The sequence below is a fragment of the Olsenella sp. SW781 genome (genome assembly GCF_012027725.1).
GTDB lineage: Bacteria > Actinomycetota > Coriobacteriia > Coriobacteriales > Atopobiaceae > Thermophilibacter.
Window position 1 is genome coordinate 81103 of sequence record NZ_SJOU01000009.1, and the last position, 20453, is coordinate 101555.

Annotated in this window: 11 protein-coding genes; 7 read left to right on the forward strand and 4 right to left on the reverse strand. The window is 67.8% G+C overall.

Translation table 11 applies throughout. From position 1 onward, the window contains the following. Window positions 1-41 precede the first annotated feature (41 nt). On the forward strand, window positions 42-3128 hold the full coding sequence (locus E0L17_RS06910; protein WP_206109046.1) for a glycoside hydrolase family 3 N-terminal domain-containing protein: 3087 nt from the start codon (window positions 42-44) through the stop codon (window positions 3126-3128). Between the two features lie 215 nt (window positions 3129-3343). After that, window positions 3344-4429 (forward strand): Fic family protein, encoded by a 1086-nt coding sequence (locus tag E0L17_RS06915; protein ID WP_167930522.1) that lies wholly within the window; start codon window positions 3344-3346, stop codon window positions 4427-4429. A 93-nt stretch (window positions 4430-4522) separates the two neighbouring features. Here E0L17_RS06915 and E0L17_RS06920 read toward each other — a convergent pair whose 3' ends face one another. Both E0L17_RS06920 and E0L17_RS11255 read right to left on the reverse strand, forming a co-directional pair. Then, window positions 4523-5923 carry an ATP-binding protein gene (locus E0L17_RS06920; RefSeq protein WP_167930523.1) on the reverse strand — a complete coding sequence of 467 codons (1401 nt, stop codon included), beginning with the start codon at window positions 5921-5923 and terminating at the stop codon, window positions 4523-4525. Next, the gene (locus E0L17_RS11255; protein ID WP_167930524.1) at window positions 5923-6636 is read right to left on the reverse strand and encodes a LytR/AlgR family response regulator transcription factor; all 714 of its coding nucleotides are present in this window, start codon (window positions 6634-6636) and stop codon (window positions 5923-5925) included. Before E0L17_RS11255 ends, E0L17_RS06920 begins: the two co-directional genes overlap by 1 nt. Window positions 6637-6781: 145 nt before the next feature. On the opposite strand from E0L17_RS11255, the gene E0L17_RS06930 reads away from it, so the two are divergent. Beyond that, window positions 6782-9595, forward strand: a complete 2814-nt coding sequence (locus E0L17_RS06930) for a glycoside hydrolase family 3 protein (RefSeq protein WP_167930525.1) — start codon at window positions 6782-6784, stop codon at window positions 9593-9595. 137 nt (window positions 9596-9732) lie between these two features. Here E0L17_RS06930 and E0L17_RS11260 read toward each other — a convergent pair whose 3' ends face one another. After that, window positions 9733-11076 (reverse strand): GHKL domain-containing protein, encoded by a 1344-nt coding sequence (locus tag E0L17_RS11260; protein ID WP_167930526.1) that lies wholly within the window; start codon window positions 11074-11076, stop codon window positions 9733-9735. Further along, complete coding sequence (locus tag E0L17_RS06940) at window positions 11073-11783, reverse strand: LytR/AlgR family response regulator transcription factor (RefSeq protein WP_167930527.1); 711 nt, start codon at window positions 11781-11783, stop codon at window positions 11073-11075. The genes E0L17_RS11260 and E0L17_RS06940 overlap by 4 nt, the downstream gene beginning before the upstream one ends. Window positions 11784-12227: 444 nt before the next feature. Between E0L17_RS06940 and E0L17_RS06945 the strand changes: the two genes are divergently transcribed. The 4 genes from E0L17_RS06945 to dnaX form a co-directional block, all read left to right on the forward strand. After that, window positions 12228-15419 (forward strand): beta-glucosidase, encoded by a 3192-nt coding sequence (locus E0L17_RS06945; RefSeq protein WP_167930528.1) that lies wholly within the window; start codon window positions 12228-12230, stop codon window positions 15417-15419. A gap of 34 nt (window positions 15420-15453) precedes the next feature. Next, window positions 15454-16512 (forward strand): hypothetical protein, encoded by a 1059-nt coding sequence (locus E0L17_RS06950; protein WP_167930529.1) that lies wholly within the window; start codon window positions 15454-15456, stop codon window positions 16510-16512. 118 nt (window positions 16513-16630) lie between these two features. Beyond that, window positions 16631-18325 carry a hypothetical protein gene (locus tag E0L17_RS06955; RefSeq protein WP_167930530.1) on the forward strand — a complete coding sequence of 565 codons (1695 nt, stop codon included), beginning with the start codon at window positions 16631-16633 and terminating at the stop codon, window positions 18323-18325. A 111-nt stretch (window positions 18326-18436) separates the two neighbouring features. Then, a partial coding sequence (gene dnaX / locus E0L17_RS06960) for a DNA polymerase III subunit gamma/tau (protein ID WP_167930531.1) occupies window positions 18437-20453 on the forward strand: 2017 nt, incomplete at its 3' end.

The window sequence follows — 20453 nt, forward strand, 5'->3', positions numbered from 1 at the left end:
GGGCGGCATGCCGGCTGCCCGCGGGAGGAAGGGAGAAGGACGTGGCAAAACAGATTAGCACCGCTCGCAAGGTGGGAAGGGTGGTGAAGTCGATCGTCAAGGTGATCGTGGCCATCGTGCTCGTGGCGCTGCTGGCCGTGAACAACTTCGTGTTGCCGGGGCTCTACAGCGGATTCAGCCGCATGGTCGACTCGATGCTCGGCTACCAGCAGTCCTGGGACAACTCGGGCGTCAATGCCGATGGGCTGGACCTCGACTACAACAAGGCCGACTACGCCAGCGTCGACGAGCTCAAGGCGGCCGCGGAGGAGCTGGACAAGCAGATTGCCGCGGAGGGCTACGTGCTCCTCCAGAACGAGGGCGAGAGCCTGCCGCTGCCGGAGGGCACCACGCTCAGCTTCTTCAGCGAGTCGGTCAAGAACCTCACGAGCAGCCAGAGCATGATCAGCCAGTACACGGGCGGCGGCAAGGTGGACAACTCCACCTTCCTCAACACCTTTGCGGCCCACGGCCTCACGGTGAACGAGGAGCTGCTCGACTTCTACACCACGGGCGCCGGTGCCGCGTACACGATGGGCGCGGGCTCCATCAGCTTCGGCGACGACGAGGACTTCTCCATCAACGAGTGCCCGCTCTCCGTGATGGAGGATTCCGGCGTGCTGGCCAGCGCCGAGGGCACCACGCCCGTCTTTGTGCTGCGCCGCGTGGCCGGCGAGGGCCGCGACATGCCGCGCTCCATGTACAACCACGCGGACAGCCCCGAGGACCAGGCGCGCACCTACCTGGAGCCGGATAGCACGGAGCTGGAGATCCTGCAGTACCTGAACGACAACTTCGACAACACCGTGCTCATCGTCAACACGGCCTCGGCGCTTGACCTGGACTTCCTGGAGGACATGCCCAACATCAAGTCGGTCCTCTTCGTGCCGAGCACGGGCACCTACGGCCTCGACTCGCTCGCGGGCATCATGGCGGGTGACATCAACCCGTCCGCCCGCACCGCGGACACCTTCTCCGGCGAGCCGCTCAAGAGCCCGGCTGCCCAGAACTTTGGCGACTACCAGTACGTGGACAAGAGCGGCGAGCTCACCAAGTACAACTACGTCACGTACGCCGAGGGCATCTACGTGGGCTACAAGTACTACGAGACCCGCTACGAGGACGTGGTCATGGGGACCGGCAACGCCGGCGACTTCTCTTACGCGGACGAGGTCACGCACCCGTTTGGCTTTGGCCTCTCCTACACCACCTTCGAGTGGTCGGACTTCCAGACCAGCTGGGACGGCGACACGTGCACCGCGCGCGTGACCGTGACCAACACCGGCGATGTGGCCGGCAAGGACGTGGTTGAGCTCTACGCGCAGAGCCCCTACACGGACTACGACCGCGCCAACGGCGTGGAGAAGGCCGCCGTGGAGCTGGTGGGCCTGGGCAAGACTGGGCTCCTCGAGCCGGGCGAGTCCCAGACCGTGGAGATCTCCTTCAGCGAGGAGCAGCTCAAGGCCTATGACGCCAACGGGGCCGGGACCTACATCCTCGACGCGGGCACCTACTACGTGACCGCCGGGAAGAACGCCCACGACGCCGTGAACAACGTGCTCGCCGCCAAGGGCTACGTCACGGCCGACGGCATGGACGCCGAGGGCAACGTCGCGATGACGGCCACCTACGTGCCCGACAACGCGGACGTGGACGCCACGACCTACGCCGCCGACTCCTACACCGGCGAGAAGATCGAGAACCTCTTTGAGGAGGCCGCCGGCGACGCCACGTACCTCACGCGCGCCGACTGGACGGGCACCTGGCCCGCGCATGACGGCACCCCGCTCGAGGGCGCCGTCTCCACCTGGGGCAACGAGATCAACGGTGAGCTTGACGGCCAGCCGGCCTCGCTGCTCTACGTGAAGGAGGCGTCCGACGAGCTGGTGGCCCAGCTCGACTCCACCGAGTCCGGCAACCCCGTGGACCCGGCGAGCATCACCGACGAGCCGGTCTATGGCGCGGACAACGGCCTCGCGCTGATCGACCTGCGCGGCAAGGACTACGACGACCCCCTGTGGGACGACCTGCTCGACCAGCTGACGCCCGAGGACTACGACCTCACCATCGCCCGCGGCGGCTACGGCACCGAGGCGCTGGAGAGTGTGGGCAAGCCGTTTGCCATCGACGCCGACACCGCCTCCGGTCTCATCTACGGCGGCAACGGCCTCTCCTTCTGCACGCCCGTCACCGTGACGCAGACCTGGAACCAGGAGATCTACCTCGACTACGGCGAGATGATCGGAAACGACGCCGCGATGGGCACGACCAACGGCTGGTACGCCCCCTCGATGAACATCCACCGCACGCCCTTCACCGGCCGCAACGGCGAGTACTACTCCGAGGACGGGTTCCTCTCCGGCGTGATCGGCTCGCTCGAGGTCAAGGGCGCCGCCTCCAAGGGCGTCTACGCCATGATCAAGCACTTTGCCCTCAACGATCAGGAAAACCACCGCGGCGACCGCGAGGGCCAGTACTCCATCGCCACCTGGGCCAACGAGCAGTCCATCCGCGAGATCTACCTCAAGCCCTTTGAGATGTGCATGAAGGTGGGCGACGTCGACCTCAACTACCTCGAGGACAACGGCGATGGCGCCTACGCCAACGCCACGAGGCAGATTCGCGCCTGCCAGGGCATCATGACCGGCTTCAACCGCATTGGCGCCACGTGGACCGGCGGCTCCTACGCGCTGCTCACCGAGCTCGTGCGCGACGAGTGGGGCTTCGACGGCTTCATCATCACGGACAACGCCAACACCGGCGTGTTCATGGACGCCTACCAGATGATCGAGGCCGGCGGCGACTCCAAGCTCACCTATCAGGACCAGGGCAGCTGGTGGACCTACGACAAGGACAATGCGGCTCAGTATCACTACGGCCGCGAGGCGATCCACCACCTGCTCTACACCGTGGCCAACTCCAACGCCATGGACGGCGCCATGCCCGGCAGCGTCTACAAGCCCGGCATGCAGACGGTCGAGAAGATCATGCTCGGCATCAACGTCGTGAGCGTGGTGGGCCTGGGCCTCATCGGCTTCACCGCCTGGCGCAACCACGTCAAGCGCAAGGCCGAGCGCGCCGAGCAGTAGCGCGCGGCTACAGTCCCCCTCTCAGGCGCCGGCCCGCGATCCGCGGGCCGGCGCCGTGCCACCGTGCCACCGTGCCAACGGCGTCAGGCTTATTTGGCACGCTCGGACCGCGTGCCAAATAAGCCTGACGCCGTTGGCACACAAGTATCTCCGCCAGATGTGATAGATTTGGCGAAGATACTTCCATGGTGGCGGAGATACTCGAGGGAGGGGAAATGTGCGCGTTTGACTACGAGCGGAAGCTCTCAAAGCTCATGGTCCCCGAGGTCGTCAATGCTCTCTCGGCCATCCATGCGCTCCGGGCGCGTCGGGAGCTCAGGCAGGAGCTGCGTCCCGTCGAGCTCGAGGGGCTGCGCGAGATTGCGCGCATCCAGAGCACGGGCGCCTCCAACAGCCTCGAGAACATCCGCACCTCAAACGCCCGCCTGCGTGAGCTCGTCCAGATGCGCGTTCAGCCCAGAAACCGTGACGAGCGCGAGATAGCGGGCTACCGCGCCGTGCTCGACCTCATTCACGAAAGCCATGCGCACATCGACGTGACCCCAAACGTCATCTTGCAGCTCCACCGCGACCTCTATCGCTATGTGGACGTCTCTTTTGGCGGCCGCTGGAAGGATGCCGACAACGTCATCGCCGAGACGGGGCCGAGCGGGACGCTTGTTACGCGCTTTGTCCCCACAAGTGCGCTTGAGACGCCGGACGCGATGGCGGGCCTCTGCTCCGCATACGCGCGGGCCGTCAAGGACGGTCGCTACGACGTTCTTCTCGCCAGCGCGCTCTTCACGTTCGACTTTGTGAGCATCCATCCGTTCAACGACGGCAACGGGCGCATGAGCAGGCTCCTCATGCTGCTGACGCTCTATCGCGGAGGCTATGACGTGGGGCGTTACGTCTCCCTTGAGCACGAGATCGAGCGCACCAAGGAGACGTACTACGAGGCGCTGGCGGCGAGCTCGGCCGGCTGGCGGGAGGGGGAGAACGACTACCTGCCGTATGTGACGTACTTCCTTGGCGTGGTGCTCGCCTGCTACCGTGACCTGGACGAGCGCATGGCGGTGCTGTCTCAGGGGTCCTCCGATGAGCGCGTGCGGGCCTTTTTCGCCGGGCGCCTTGAGCCCGTGAGCCGGCGCGAGATTGCGGACGCCCTGCCCACCATCAGCTCGCGCACCCTCGACCGCGTGCTCGCGCGCCTCCAGGCGGCCGGCGAGCTGGAAAAGGTCGGCGCCGCGCGGGCTACGCGCTACCGCTGGGTGCGCCCTTTGACCTGGCAAAGGGACGGGGTAAACCTGACAGAGGCGTAGCGTGCAAAGGGGACAGGCACTTTTGCACGGGCATGCGTGCAAAAGTGCCTGTCCCCTTTGCACGAATCGGGGCACGCCGTGCAAAAGTGCCTGTCACTTTTGCACGGGCGCGGGGAGGATAACGTCCAGGCGGAAGACGCCGCCCTTGGCCTCGGCGGAGAAGGACCCGTCGTAGCGCTCGGCGATCTGCCGCATGGAGCGGGTGCCAAAGCCGTGCGACGCGCGGTCGGCCTTGGTGGTCTCGGGCATGCCGTCCGCGGAGAAGCGCCGCTCGCCCGCGTAGTAGTTCTCCACGTGGATGGAGACGCCGCCCATCGCGCGGCGCACCACGAGCGAGATGCTCCTCCGCGCGGGGTCGTCCAGCTCGCTCACCGCCTCGATCGCGTTGTCGAGCGCGTTGCCAAAGAGGGCGTAGAGGTCCGCCGGGGCCATGAACCCCAGCGCGGCGCCGTCGGCGATGCAGGTGAGCGTGATGCCGCGTCGCTCGCAGACGAGGCTCTTCTCGGTGAGGATGGTGTCCAGCGCCTCGTTGCCCGTGGCAACGGCGGAGTCGTAGATGGAGACCTCGCGCGCCAGGTCGTCGAGGGCGGAGCGGTCCACGACGGCCCCGCCGTCCGCAAGGGAGCGAATCTGGTGCCGCAGGTCGTGGCACTTGATGTTGATTGCGTCGATGCTCTCCCGCGAGAGGGTGAGCTGCCGCTCCCGCTCGGCCATGAGCCGCGACGCCGTGGCCTGGTCGCGCTCCACGCGCACGCGGTAGAGCAGCTGATACTCGATCCACAGGGTTGCCACGCACGCGATGCCGTGGAACAGGCGCAGCGCCACCACGTACCCAAGCGCCAGCCCCTCCCCGGTGAGCGCCTTGACCATGACGTCGAAGCCGATGATCACAAGGCTCACCACGGGCATCATGGCGAGCATCGAGTGGTTCTCCATCTGCACGAGCCCCTCGTGGTCGATGCGCCGCGCCAGCAGGAGGTACGTGGCGAGAAGCACGAGCGTCAGGCAGACGAGGTCGTTCGTGAGGTAGAAGGCCGGAGCCGACGGGTTGGCCCCGGCCGCCCGCGCCACGCTCGCCACGAGCTCGGTGGCGCCGGTCGCGAGGTTCTGGGCCGTGTAGCCGGCCGTCACGCAGAAGAGCGCCACCCAGACGGAGGCGTCAAAGAGCAGCATCACGGCCCCCACGCAGGCCGCGAGGATGAGCGTGAAGGCGCCGAACTGCAGGAGGTAGCCCATGGCGGGGGAGACGGCGCCCACGGACAGCGCCGCGCTGAGCAGGGCGAGAAAGACTACGGCCACGGCCCCGACGATCGCAAGGCAGCGCGCCGCAAAGTGCGGGCGCGGAGGCAGCCCGCGTGCGAAGAGGCCGATGCCGCCCACGATGCGCACGCAGATGAGGACGACGGACACGATGCCCAGCGCGATGGTCGCGGGGCTCATTGAGGTCCCGGCCCCGCCGAGGCTCGTCCCCATCCAGGCGACGGCGTCGCCCATCACACGCTCCCGCCGGCAAAGCGCGCGAGCGCCTCGAGCGCGGCCTTCTTGCGCGTGCGGGAGAAGGCGAGCTCGGTGCCGTCGCTCATGGTGACGCCGCTCCCGCGTACGACGCTCACCTGCCCCATGTTGACGAGATGGCTCGCGGAGATGCGGCAGAACCGCGCGCCGAGCCGCCCCTCCTCGGCCGTGAGCGAGCCGCGCACGCGAAGTGGCTCCGTCTGCCCGGCCACGTGCCAGTAGAGGTCGTGTCGGAGGATCTCAACGTAGATGATGTCGCGAACGGGGACGATGCGGGTGCCGTCCGTCGTGGGGATGGAGACGGCGGTATCCGCGTTGCGCCCCATGACGCGCATCGCGCGGCCCATACGCAGGGCAAAGTCCTCGTAGGTCACGGGCTTGACCATGAAGTCGAGCGCGTCAACCGCATAGCCGCGCACGGCGTACTGTGCGAGGTCGGTCACAAAGACGATGGGCGTGACCTCATCGGTCTGGCGCATGATCTCGGCGGCCTCCATGCCGTTGATGCCGGGAAGGCCGATGTCCAGAAACACGATGTCGGCCGTGTGCCGCCCGTCCAGAAACTCGAGCGCGGACCCCAGGACCTCAACCGAGAAGGACGCGCCGACCTCGCGGCCATAGCGTGTGAGGTAGGAGCGCAGGGCGTCGGCGGCCCGCGGGTCGTCCTCCACGATGAGCGCTCGGTACGTCACGTTCTTCTCGCCCTCCGTTGGTCAACTGAGTCATGTGCCTTGCATTTTAAGTCAACCGTCAGGCCGCCGCGCGCCGTCGCGCATAGCATCGCGCTCAGGATAGGGCCCCGCATGGGGCGAGAAGAACCTCGTGGAAGGAAAGGAAATGGAGGAGAAGAACCAGGGGAAGCGCCCCGAGCGCAAGGCCAAGGTGCCGCGTCGGCCCAACCGGCCGCTGCTCGTGCTCATGTGCGCGCTGCTTGCCGTGGTGATCGGCGTGACCGCGCTGGTGGCTAACGTGGCGTCTCCGTACTTTGGCATGCTCAACCTCATCCTGAGCGGTGCGCCGCAGGGCGATGAGATTGATGCCGCGCGCGAGCAGACCGCCGCCATGACCGAGCAGGTGGAGGGCGAGGCGGCCATTCTGCTCAAGAACGAGGGCGCGCTGCCGCTTGCCGTGGACGCCAAGGTGAACGTGTTTGGCTCGGGACAGGTCAACCTTGCCTTTGGCGGAACGGGCTCGGGAGCTGGTGACGAGAGCACCAACGTGGGCTTCATCGAGGGGCTCAGAAACGCTGGCCTCCAGCCCAATGAGGAGCTGGTGAAGTTCTACGATGAGAACGTGCAGCGGCGCGAGAAGATCGCGATGGTTGGCACCGACTGGGGGATTTACGAGCTGCCTGCGGAAAACTATGACCCAGCGCTCATTGACTCCGCCAAGGCGTACTCCGACACTGCCATCGTGGTAATCTCGCGCATGGGCGGCGAGGGCGCCGACCTGCCCATGGATATGGAGGGCTATGCCGGCGGCGAGGCGGGCAAGCACTACCTTGAACTTACGACCGACGAGCAGGCCATGCTCTCCATGGTGGAGGAGAACTTTGGCAACGTCATCGTTGTGCTGAACGCTGCCAACCCCATGGAGCTGGGCTTTGTTGAGTCTGAGGGCGTCGACGCCGCCGTGTGGATGGGCTTTCCCGGCACGCGCGGCATGAATGCCGTGGGCGATGTGCTCACCGGCGCCATCAACCCCTCCGGCCATACGGTCGACACCTTTGCCTGCGCCGTGGAGAGCGCGCCGAGCTACTACAGCTTTGGCGACTACGACTACTCCAACGCCACGTACAAGAACACCTCGCTTTTCGCGGGCACCGGCACCGCCTCCACCGGTGACGACAACGTTCACTACGTCGACTACGTCGAGGGCATCTACGTGGGATACCGCTACTACGAGACAGCGGCTGCGGACGGCTTCATTGACTATGACGAGACCGTGCAATACCCGTTTGGCTACGGCCTCAGCTACACCACGTTCGAGAAGTCCATCGCCAATCTTCGCGATGACGGCGAGACCATCAGCATCGACGTGAGCGTGACCAACACCGGAAATGTGGCGGGCAAGGATGTCGCCCAGGTCTACTACAGCGCCCCCTACGCCCCGGGCGGCATCGAGAAGAGCGCGGTCGTGCTCGGCGGCTTTGCCAAGACCAAGCTCCTCGAGCCCGGGGAGTCGCAGACGCTGACCATCGAGTTCGGGCGCGAGGACATGGCGAGCTACGATTACCTGGGCATCAAGGCCGAGGGCGGCGCCTACGTGCTCGAGGCGGGCGACTACGTGGTGAGCCTGCGCGAGAACAGCCACGACGTGATTGACGAGCGCACCGTGACCGTCGAGCGTGATTACATCTATAACGACGCGGCCGATGGCGCCCGCTCGACGGACGAGGTCGCCGCCACCAACCGCTTTGACGACGTGAGCCTTGACGAGGGCATCACCTACGTGAGCCGCTCCGACTGGGCCGGCACCATGCCCACCGAGCGCGCGCCGCAGTCCAAGGAGGCCACCGAGAAGCAGATTGCCGACTTTGCGGGCGAGCCCCTCGAGGCCGGCGAGGGCGAGGACATCGCCTTTGCCAACAACGGTCTCAAGCTGGCCGACATGAAGGGTCTCGCCTATGACGACCCGCAGTGGGACGCCCTTCTCGAGCAGCTCTCCGTTGACGACATGACCAAGCTCGTGGCCAACGGCGGCTGGCAGACGATCGCGGTGGACTCCGTGGGCAAGCCACACCTCTCCGAGATCGACGGCCCCGCCGGCGTCAACAACATCATGGCCGGCATCCAGGGCACCCAGCTCACGGCCCAGAGCATGCTCGGCTACACCTGGAACGTCGAGCTTGCCGAGCAGATGGGCGCGGTCTTTGGCGCCGAGGCCAAGGCCTATGGCACCGCCGGCCTCTACGCGCCGGGCGCCAACATCCACCGCAGCCCGTTCAGCGGCCGCAACTTCGAGTACGTCTCCGAGGACGGTCTGCTCACCGGCAAGATCGTGGCGGCAGAAATCAGGGGAATCCAAGGCCAGGGCCTCTACTGCTACACCAAGCACTTTGCGGTGAACGATCAGGAGACCAACCGCGACCAGGGCGGTCTTGCCACCTGGCTTTCCGAGCAGGCCATGCGGGAGATCTATCTGCGCCCGTTTGAGATCGCCGTGAAGGAGGGCGGCTCCAAGGGTATGATGAGCTCGTTCAACCGCATCGGCGCCACCCCGGCGGCCGAGAGCTGGGAGCTGCTGACGGGCGTGCTGCGCCAGGAGTGGGGCTTCCAGGGTGCCGTGGTTACGGACTGCGTCATGGCCTGCGCCACGCAGGATCCCAACCGTGCCCTGCGCGCCGGCAACGACCTGCAGCTCTCGTTCTTCTCCAACATCACTGCGGATACCACGGATACCGTTGCCGGTCGCCAGGCGCTGCGCCAGGCCAGCCATAACATCCTCTACATGGTTGCCAACAGCGATGCGCTGGAGACTGCCAACTGGGGCCCGTACCCGTTTGTGATCGCGCTCATTGTCGTTGACGTGGTGATCTTTGCCCTGTTTGCGCTGTACTTCTGGCGTCGTCACGTGGGCATGGTCCGCTGGCGCGAGGCCGGCAAGCCCAAGGGCTGGCTCGCCCGCAAGCTCTCCCGCTCCGAGTCCTGACAAAGGCGACAGGGTCAACTGTCAGGTTTTGGGCGCCGGTCCGCACTCGCGGGCCGGCGCCGTGCCACTGGCGTCAGGTTTATTTGGCACGCGCATACCGCGTGCCAAATAAACCTGACGCCAGTGGCACGACCGACCTAGCCGAGCGGGATCATCACGTCGAGATGGAACACGCCGTCGACGGCGGCGCACGAGAGCGTGCCGTCGTAGCGCTCGACCGTCGCCGCGATGGAGCGCATGCCATAGCCGTGCAGCCCGCCGTCCTCGGACGTCTGCGGCAGGCCGTCCTCGAACTCGACCTCCCCGACGTAGCCGTTCTCCACGTGCGCGACGGCCATCTGCCCCACCTGCCTGAGCGTGACACTGACGAAGCGGCCCCCCTCGACGCACTTCCCGGCAGCGGCGAGGGCGTTGTCGAGGGCGTTGCCAAAGAGCGCATACAGCTCCGAGGAGGACATGAACGAGACGCACCGCCCGTCGGCAACGCAGGTGAGCTCGATGCCATCGCGCCAGCTGAGCAGGCTCTTCTCGGTGAGAATGACGTCGAGCAGCTCGTTGCCCGTCGCCACGCTCGCCCCGAACGTCCCGATCTTCTGGCTCAGGCGCTCGAGGGTCGGGCGGTCGAGCTCGTCGAGGCTGCGCAGCGTGTCTATCTGGTGCTGGAGGTCATGCAGGTGGGCGTTGATCTGGTCGAGGGCGTCTCGGGACACCAGCTGCTGCTGCGCCTGCTCGTGGACGATCTCGCGCGAGTCGCGCGCCTCGCGCCGCAGCAGGTGGTTGTAGAGCACCTCGAACTGGATGAGGAGCACCGCGAGGCACGTGCAGAGCTGGATTGCGTGCAGGGCGAGCTCGAGCGGCCACCCGGCGACGGAGAGCGACGTCTGTGACAGCACGCTGGCGATGTTGCGAATGGCCACCTCGAAGAAGATCTCAAAGACGAGAACCGCCGCCAGCGCGGCGATGATGCGAGGATCCGAGAAGCGCTCGACCTCCGCCCCGCGCATCCTCCGCGCAAAGACGCGGTAGCAGATGGCGATGGAGGCGGCCGAGACGGCGCAGAACGAGAGCGCGACGGGGATGCCGTCCATGCGCCACACGTCGGGGTCGAGCGACTGGAGGAACGAGGCCAAGATCCAGTGCACGCCGCTCGTCAGGTTCTGGACGGTGTAGCCCGCGGTGCAGCAGAAGAGCGCCGCCCACGGCGTCACGTCGAAGAGCCAGAGCACGATGACAAAGCAGACGCCGAGCGCTGCCGTGAACGTCAGGATCTGCGAGGTCGGGTCCCCGATGCGCGCGGCATCGGAGAAGGGGCCGAGCCTCAGTCGCACGGACACGACCCAGAGCGCCGCCATGCCTGACCCCACGGTGACGGCGCGCGCCGCGAAGCCGCGTCGCCGGGGGAGCGGGACGACGAACTCCCCCACGCAGACGGCGAGCAGGAGCAGGACGAACGTCGTCTGGAAGACCTTCACCGCGCTCACGCCGACCTTCCCAGGTACCTTGCCAGCGCCGCGAGCGCCTCTCGCTTGCGCGCGCGGCTCGCGTACTGGACGCTGCCGTCGGAGAGCTCGAAGGCGTCTCCCCGCGCGCGGACCACATGGGACATGTTGATGACGCAGTGGTTTGAGATCCTGAGGAACCCGCCGCCGAGCTGCTCGTGGGCCTCGGTGAGGCTGCCGCGCACGCGGATCGGCTCCGCCCCGGCCGCCAGGTGGTAGATGAGGTCGTGGTTGACCGTCTCAACGTAGACGAGGTCGCTCTCCTGGAACACGTGGACACCGCCGCGCGTGCTCACCGTGACCTGCGACTGGCGGGCGCGCTCGAGGGTGCGCATGGCGCGGTCCATGTGCTCCGAGAAGGACAGGTAGCCGATGGGCTTGACCATGAAGTCGAGGGCGTTCACCTCGTATCCCGCAATGGCGTAGCTGGCGAGGCTCGTGACGAAGATGATGGGGGTCTCGGAGTCGTAGCTGCGGATGAGGGTGGCGGCCTCCATGCCGTCCATGCCGGGAAGGCGGATGTCGAGGAAGATGAGGTCGAGCCGGCGCCTCACGCGCGCGATCTGCTCGGCGCTCGAGAGGCGCTGCACGGAGAACTCGACGTCGCGCTCGCCCCCGAAGCGCTCGAGGTACGCCGCGAGGCGGGCCGCCTCGCGGTCGTCGTCCTCAACGATGAGAATCTCGTACATGCGCCCGTCCCTTCCGCTTGACTGGCTACCTTCTTCCCGCGCCCATTGTCCGATAAACCCCGCCTCGCCCCGCCGCACTCGACGGGCGGCCCGTCTCGCCCCCTCGGGGTCCCGTTGGTCGCCAACGCGGGCAGCAAAGCGACCATCTACGTCATAAGCGCTGGTACATGCAGCACGACGGCAATCTTGGGGGCCGGCCGCTGGGAGGGGGCGCCACCCAAGGGCGGCACGGTTTCGCCCAACGGCGGCAAGTGGCCCAAGGGCCCCTCCCGCGCGCCATACAGTGCAGGTGCCTTCTTGGCGAGAGGGTCGCGGCCCACCCCACCCTTCCTTTTTTGTCCCATCCTCCCTTGGGCCGCGCACCCCTCTCGCAGGGGGCGACTGGTCGTTCGGTGCGCGGCGCGCCCTGGCCGCCGCGCAGGGATACGTACGGGAGGGAATGACATGGAAAGCATCTCAAGAAGAGACCTCTTCCGCCTCTCCGCTCGCGCGGGGGTGCTCGGGGTCGGGGCTGCCGCGCTGAGCGCGACGGCCGCCCCGGTCGCCGCGCGTGCGGACGAGGCCGCCGAGGGGCAGGAGACGTTCGACGCGGGTGCCTGCTACAGCGAGGGCTACTCGCTCTGCGTCGACGTCGAGGCCGAGGGCTCCGTCCTGCTCAAGAACGAGGGCGACCTGCTGCCCCTGGACGAGGGCACCAAGGTGACCCTGCTCGGCTCGATGTCCTACAACTACATCGTCGGCGGCTCCGGCCAGGGCGCGGACGACCAGGACACGGTGCTCATGAGCGACGCCTTCGTCGAGGCGGGCCTCGACGTCAACCAGGACGCGTGGTCCTGGCTCGCCGAGCAGTGCGGCGGCGCGCGCATGATCGACGAGAAGGACCCGAGCTTCAGCCCCGACAGCGCCGGCGGCGGCTTTGGCCGCTCGTCGTCCTGGCAGGGCTACTCGAGCCTGCACGAGTTCCCCGTCAGCACCTACGAGGGCGGCAAGGGCTCCATCCTCTCCGACGGCTACACCGACTACGCCATCGTGACCATCGCCCGCAACGGCGCCGAGGGCGCGTCCCCCTCGCTCGACTTCGACGGGGACGGCTCCACGCTCACCGGCACCACCTACCTCGAGCTCGGCGATGCCGAGAAGGACCTGCTCAGGTTCTGCAAGGAGAACTTCGCCCACACCATCGTCCTCCTGAACTCCCCCAATGCCATGGAGCTGGGCTTTCTCGACTCCGAGGAGTACAACGTCGAGGCGTGCCTGTGGATCGGCCTTCCGGGCGAGGCGGGCATCGTCGGCGTGGGCACGCTGCTGACCGGCCGCAACTGCCCCTCCGGCCGCCTCGTGGACACCTACGCCTACGACGTCACCACCAACCCCACCTACTACAACACCGACGACAACCGCTACGCCAACTGCGAGGGCTCGCGCGGCGGCAACCAGGCCTTCTACCAGTACGAGGAGGGCATCTACGTCGGCTACCGCTACTTCGAGACCGCAGACGCGATGGGCTACTTCGACTCCCCCGAGTTTGCGGCCCTCACCTTCAAGAACGGCCCGGCCAAGGGCTATGACCAGGTCGTCCAGTTCCCCTTTGGCTACGGCATGTCCTACACCACGTTCTCCGAGGAGATCACGGACTCCGACGTGCCTCTCGAGCCGCACGGCACCAACTCCGTCACGGTGAAGGTCACCAACACCGGCTCCGTTGCGGGCAAGCGCGTCGTCGAGCTCTACATGGAAGCCCCCTGGCAGTCCGACACGGACAACTTCGGCATCAAGGGCGTGGGCCTCGAGAAGGCCAAGGTCGTGCTCGTCGACTTTGAGAAGACCGACAAGCTCGAGCCCGGCGCCTCGCAGGAGCTCACCATCACCTTCGACACGGATGACCTTGCGTCCTTCGACAACTTCGGCCAGGGCTGCTACGTCCTCGAGGCGGGGGAGTACCGCTTCAACGTCCAGGACGACGCCCACCACTGGGGCGAGTCCGGGTCGAAGAACGCCGCCGCGGCCACGGTGAGCGCGACGCTCGACGTCCCCATCGTCTACGACGAGGAGGGGGACGTCCCCGGCGCGACGTACGCCGGCGCCCGCTCCTCCGACGCGGGCGTGGCGCGCAACGTCATGGACGACGTCACCGCCGGCGACGGCAACATGCTCGAGGGCTATCTCTCCCGCGCCGACATCGCGGGCGGCATGGCCGCCATCATGGCTCACACCTCCGACGAGGCGCCCAACGAGAACCTGCGCGAGGAGGCCGTCGCGGTGCTCGGGCTCTCCGGGACGGAGACGATGGAGTATCACTTTGACAGCTTCGTCCGGGGCGAGAAGACCGCGCTCACCAAGACCTTCTACTGCCATGGCAACGACATCATGCCGTTTGCGAAGTCCCTCCCCGACGGGACGCCGTGCGACTCCCTCGAGGACCCCGCCTGGGAGCAGACCTACTACGTGGTCGAGGGCGAGAAGGACAACGGCCTCATCCGCGTCGTGGACGCCGAGCCCTCAAGCGGCTCCTACCACATGCTGACCTGCGACGACATGGCCGACGTCCCCATCGACACCGAGGAGGGCCGGGCGATCTGGGACATGCTCGCGAGCGAGACCTCCATCGCCGAGGCGCTTGAGGTCCAGGGCAACTGCGGCTGGCAGGTCCCGGCGGTGAAGTCCGTCGGCAAGCTCGCCCAGAACTGCAACGACGGCCCGTCGGAGGCCAACCTCGGCAAGAACGCCGGCGGCACGTTCTTCCCGTGCTCGGTCTCCATGGCGAGCGCCTGGAACCGCGACCTGGCAAAGTCCGTCGGCACCGCCCATGGCCACCAGGACATCCTGTTCAACGTGGGTATCACCTACGGCCCCGCCATCAACACCCACCGCTCCCCGTTCGGCGGCCGCAACTACGAGTACTTCTCCGAGGACGGCCTCATCGCCGGCGAGATCTCCGGCTCCTGGGTCTCCGGCGTGCAGTCCACGGGCGTGGGCACCTTCGGCAAGCACATGGGCGTCAATGACGGCGACACCAACCGCGGCGGCAACACCACCTGGGTCAACGAGCAGGCCGTGCGCGAGGTCTACCAGCGCCCGTTCGAGATTGCCTGCAAGCGCTACGTGATGAACGGCGTCATGGGCTCCATGAACCGCGTGGGCATGTCCTGGTTCCACTACGGCCTCTACAACACGATGCTGCGCGACGAGTGGGGCTGGAACGGCATGCTCATCACCGACTCCGACGGCGCCTCGGGCGACGTGTACAACACCCCCCAGTGCATCCTCGCGGTGCGCGGCGGCATGCTCGCGTTCAACGCCTACCCCGATGACCCCTCGACCGTGGCGGTCTTCGGCGACGCCACCTCGACGGTCCTCGGTCGCCACCAGCTGCACCTGCTCATGCGCGACGCGCTCTTCCAGTACTGCGGCACCAAGACCGTGGACGGCTCGGGCAACGCCGCGGGCGGCGTGACGGCCGCGGCGTCCGGGTCCTCGGGCGACGTGCCCGTGGCGGGCATCGCGGGCGGCGTTCTTCTCGCCGCCGCGGCCGTCGCGGCGGGGCTTGCGGTGAGGGCGCGCAAGAAGAAGGCCGCCTCGGCCGACGCCCCCCAGGCCCCGCGGGCCGAGGACGAGGACGACGGCTCGCAGGAGTAGGTCTCAGAAACAGGAGATGAGAAGAGGAGGAAACATGAGAGTAGAGAAGGTGGCGACGGCACTCATCGTGGGCGCGCTCGCGCTCGGCGGCGTCGCCGGCTGCAACGCGACCTCGGGGGGCTCCGGATCTGATCCCGGCGCGGCCCCGGCCGCCGCGGCGTCCGAAAAGACGCTCGCCCAGCCCACGGACTTCACGTTCGACCCCGAGACGGGCGCGTTCTCCTTCACCGCAAACGACGAGAACGCGGGCTACTACTACGTGCGCGTCTACGCGCTGCGCGACGGCAAGGAGGCCGGCGACGTCGTCTCGTCGTCCGACCGCATCGCGGGCAGCAGCACGGGCGAGAAGAGCGGGAAGGTCGACCTGTCGGCCCTTGGCTATGGCGACTACCACGTTGACCTCGTGACGTACCCCGCGGCGGGGACCGACTACGAGTCCCCCGAGAACGTCGTCCTGACCCTGCAGTCCGGGGTGGGCGGCAAGCTCGAGCGCCCGGAGATGCTCGCCATGGTGAGCGGCAACCAGGTGGAGCTCGTGCTCGACTGGTGGACGCTGTGCGACTACAACACGCTGCAGTACCTGCCCCAGGTCAAGTTCACGTTCTACTCCGACGAGGGTCTCACGCAGGTCGTTGACGAGCAGACGGTGGACACCTACGAGCTGCTCGGCGGGATGAAGAAGAACCCTCCCGGAACCGGCTACATCTGGGGCGAGGCGCGCGACGCCTCGGTGGTTCGCCTCCACAAGAGCAACGGCGAGCTCACGAGCTTCATGGGCGGGCCCGTTGACCCGTCGAAGGCCGCATGGGGCTACGTGAACGACATCTACCCGTTCACGCTGGAGCCCGGCACGTACTACGTGACCGCCCAGGCGATCTCGGCCTACGACTACGTCGCCGACTCCGACCCAAGCACGCCGATCGAGTTCACGCTCACGGATGCCGAGCCCTCCTCGGAGTTCACCGAGGGCATGACGGAGCTCTACATCGACCCGAGCTTCGACGGCTCCTCCGTGACCGCGGCCCCCAATCAGCAGGAGGGGCGCGTGGACGCGCCGGCGCAGCAGACCACCTCGCGCTCGCTGGCCGAGTAGCCATCGCGTGAACGGGATGACCACATCCCGCCTGCGCTTGTTTCCTGGGGGCGAGACGGATGTCTGCGGCGTCCGTCTCGCCTCACCGTTCGACGGCACGACAGAAAGGAACCCGTCAATGGCATCACGGTCTGACGCGGGCGCTCGCTCGCCCCTCGACGCGTTCTTCCGCCTGCGCGAGAGGAGGGCGCGGGTGTCCGACGAGATAATCGCCGGTCTTGGCGTCTGCGCCCTCTCGGTGTGCGGGATGTTCGTCAACATGCAGCTCATTGTCCAGAGGCTCGTCTCCGGGCCCTATGCGGAGGCGACCCAGGCCCAGGTCGCGGCCAACGGCGAGGTCATCGCCGCCACGTGGTTTGTGACGATGCTCGTCGCCTTTGCGGCGAGCCTGCTCATGGGCCTCGTCGCCCGTCTGCCCCTCGTCCAGACCACGAGCCTCGGGCTCTCGAGCGTGCTCATCTCGCTCATGGGGACGGCGACCGGGCTCACCTATGCCAACGTCCTTCTCCTGAGCTTCGTCGGCGCGCTCGTCTATGCCGTGCTCATGGGGGTGCCAGCGGTGAGGCGCGTCGTGCTCGCCGCGATTCCCGAGCCGGTCAGGCGCGCGCTTCCCGCCGCGGCGGGCCTGCTGATCTCCTTCGTCGCGCTGCAGCTCTCCGGCCTCGTGACGGTCGCGGGCTCCGAGGTCCCGGCCTACGGCACCGCGACGGTCCTCGAGTCCGCGCCCGACACGGCCGCCCTCCCCGCGATCGTGGGCTGGGGCAGCCTCGGCTTCGGGTCCGACAAGTACCACCCGCTGCTGCTCGTCACCGCCGTCGCGTGCGTCGTGGCGCTCGCGCTGTTCCCCGTGGCAAAGCGCCGCAGCCGCCATCCGTTCGGCCTGGTCCTTCTTGCGGGAACTGTCGTGTTTCTCGCCCTGTACCTCGGCCTCGTCTGCTATAGCGCGGGGACGGACCGCTTCTCCACGGACTCGCTCTGGGCGCGCCTGTGGATGGGCGGCGGCGAGGACGCCATGCAGTTCCACCTGCTGAGCGGTGCGGTCATGAGCAACCTCTCCATCGGCACGCTCTTCTCGCAGGGGGCCGACTTCAGCGCCTACGTCTCGGCCGGCGGCAACGTCGCCCTGCTCGTGCTGGGTTCCGTCGCCACGTACGTGGTCATGGCACTCTCCGACGCCCTCTCCACGATCGAGGCCGTCGCTGCAGCCGGCGCGTGCGAGCGCGACGGGGCGGATGCCGGTCGGGCGCTCGCGTGCAACGCGCTCGCCAACGTGGCCGCGCCGGTCCTCGGGGTCTCGCCGATCGCCATTGGCCAGGAGTCCGTTGCCGGCGTCGAGGATCGCGGCAGGACGGGCCTCACCGCGGTCGTTGCGGCCCTCGGCTACCTCGTGAACGCGTTCGTGTGGCTGGTCCCGTTTTTCATGGTCACGGTGACCTCCTATGACGTCACGTTCAACATGGTGGGCCACTACGGCTTTGTGATGCAGCTGCTCGCGCAGTGCGGGTTTGCCGTCGCGGACGTCGTGATGGTGCTCGTCGGCGCCACCATGGCGGTCTCGGCCCTGGGTCAGGAGTGGAGGAAGTACAGCGTCGCCGCGGCCTTCGCGGCCACCGTCGGCGGCACGCTCTTCACCTCCAACATCGCATTCGGCCTCGCGTGCGGGACCATCGCCTACGTGCTGGCAGAGGCCACGCGCCGCCGCGCCGCGGTCGAGCGCCTGGGCGAGGACCCGAGCGCCCTTCGCCGCATCGGCGTCCCCACGCTCGCGCTGTGCGCCCTGAGCGTCCTCATCCTAGCGTTCGCCCTCGTCTGATAGGCGTGCCACCGGCGCCAGGCGCGGAGCGAGAAGAACCTGTGGGGCGCGGTCTGGCGTCCGGCGGCCCGGGTATACTGGGAGGTCAGTATCCCGCCCATCGGAGGTCGCATGGAATCGCTGTACACCAAGTACCGTCCGCAGACGTTTGAGCAGGTCGTGGGCCAGAGCCATGTGGTCGAGACCCTCAAGCGCGCCGTGCTCGAGGGACGCACGAGCCACGCGTACCTCTTCTGCGGCCCGCGCGGCACCGGCAAGACCACGATGGCGCGCATCCTCGCCAAGGCCCTCATGTGCGAGCGCGGCCCGGCTGCCCTGCCCGACGGCACCTGCGAGCAGTGCCAGCTCATCGCGTCCGGCGAGCACCCGGACGTCATCGAGCTCGACGCCGCGTCCCGCACGGGCGTGGACAACGTCCGCGAGGAGATCATCTCCCGCGTGAGTTACGCCCCCACGCGCGGCCGCTGCAAGGTCTACATCATCGACGAGGTCCACATGCTGACCACGGCGGCGTTCAACGCGCTGCTCAAGACGCTCGAGGAGCCCCCCGAGCACGTGGTCTTCATCATGTGCACCACTGACCCGCAGAAGATCCTGGCCACCATCCTCTCCCGCGTGCAGCGCTTTGACTTCCACGCCATCGGCAACGAGGAAATGCAGGCGCACCTGGCCTACGTCTGCGGCCAGGAGGGCTTCACCTACGACGAGCGCGCGCTCGAGCTCATCGTGCGCCACGCGCACGGCGGCATGCGCGACGCGCTCACCACGCTCGAGCAGCTCTCCGTCTTCGGGGCGGGGGAGATAAGCCTTGCCGCCGCGTCCGACTTCCTGGGCGAGGTCTCGGGCTCCGTGCTGGGGCAGGTGTCCCGCGCGATGGCGCACCGAGACGTGGCGGCACTCTTCTCCGAGGTGGCGTCGCTCGCGGAGGCGGGGCGCGACCTCCTGCAGTTCACGCGCGAGCTCGCCGCGCACGTCCGCGACGTCTACGTGGTCTCGGTGGTGCCGAGCGCCGACGACGTGGTGAGCGCGCGGGGGGAGGAGCTGGACTCCCTTCGCGGCGAGGCCGCCGCGTTTGGCGCGCCCGACCGCCTCTCGCGGGTCCTGACCATCCTGGGCGAGGCGTCGAGCGAGATGCGCACCGCCCCCAACCAGCGCCTCGTTCTGGAGATCGCCTTCACGAGGATCGCCCGCCCGGACTCCGACCTCACGCTCGAGTCCCTGGCCGAGCGCGTGGCCGACCTCGAGCGCCAGGTGGCGATCCTCGCCGTCCCGGGCGCCCTGGCGAGCATGGCGCCGGCGGTCGAGAAGAACCTCGAGCAGCTGCCCGCCGTCCAGCTGGGCTCCGCCCCGCCTGCCGCCGGCACGGCGATCGAGCCTCAATCCCAGCCCCAGACGGAAGCCGTCTCGAGGCCGACCGCCGAGAGGAGCAGCGAGCCCGTGGCCACCCCGGCGCCCGAGCGGCCGACGACCTCCCGACCCGCGGAGTTGCCGACGCAGAGTGCCCCCTCGGGCTCCGCCGTCGCTCCCGCCGCGACTCGCGAAGCGAGCGAGCCGCGTAGTGGCGAGCGGGGAGCGGGCGGGAGCGACCCCGGCGCCCGAGGGGGCGGCCATACCAACGGCAACCTCCAGCGTCTCTGGAAGCAGGTCGTCGACCAGCTCGTGGCGCAGGTGCCGGCCAAGGGCTCGCTGCTCCTCTCGTCTACGGCGGTCTCCGACGACGGCGAGAAGCTCACGGTGTCGCTGCCGAAGGGGTCGCACTTCGCGGCGAGGATGCTCGAGCGTGCGGACGTCCGCGAGAGCGTGGAGCCGGTGATCTCCGCCGCATTCGGGCCGCGCCAGGTGGTGTATGTGGAGTCGAGCCTCGCCAACCAGGCGATCTCCCGCTCCGAGCGCCCGGCGCCCGCCCCGGCTCCGGCCCCGAGGCCCCAGCCGGCGCCACAGCCCGCTTCCCGGCCCGCTCCGGCGGCGCCCGCTCCCGCGCAGAGCGCCCCGGACCCCGCGCCCGCCTACCCCATGCCATGGGACGCCCCTACCCCGGCGCCGCAGCCCGCGGCCCAGGCAGCCCCCGCACCCCAGGAGCCCGCCGCGGAGCAGGTCCCCTACTCAGATGCCGACATCACCGTCTACG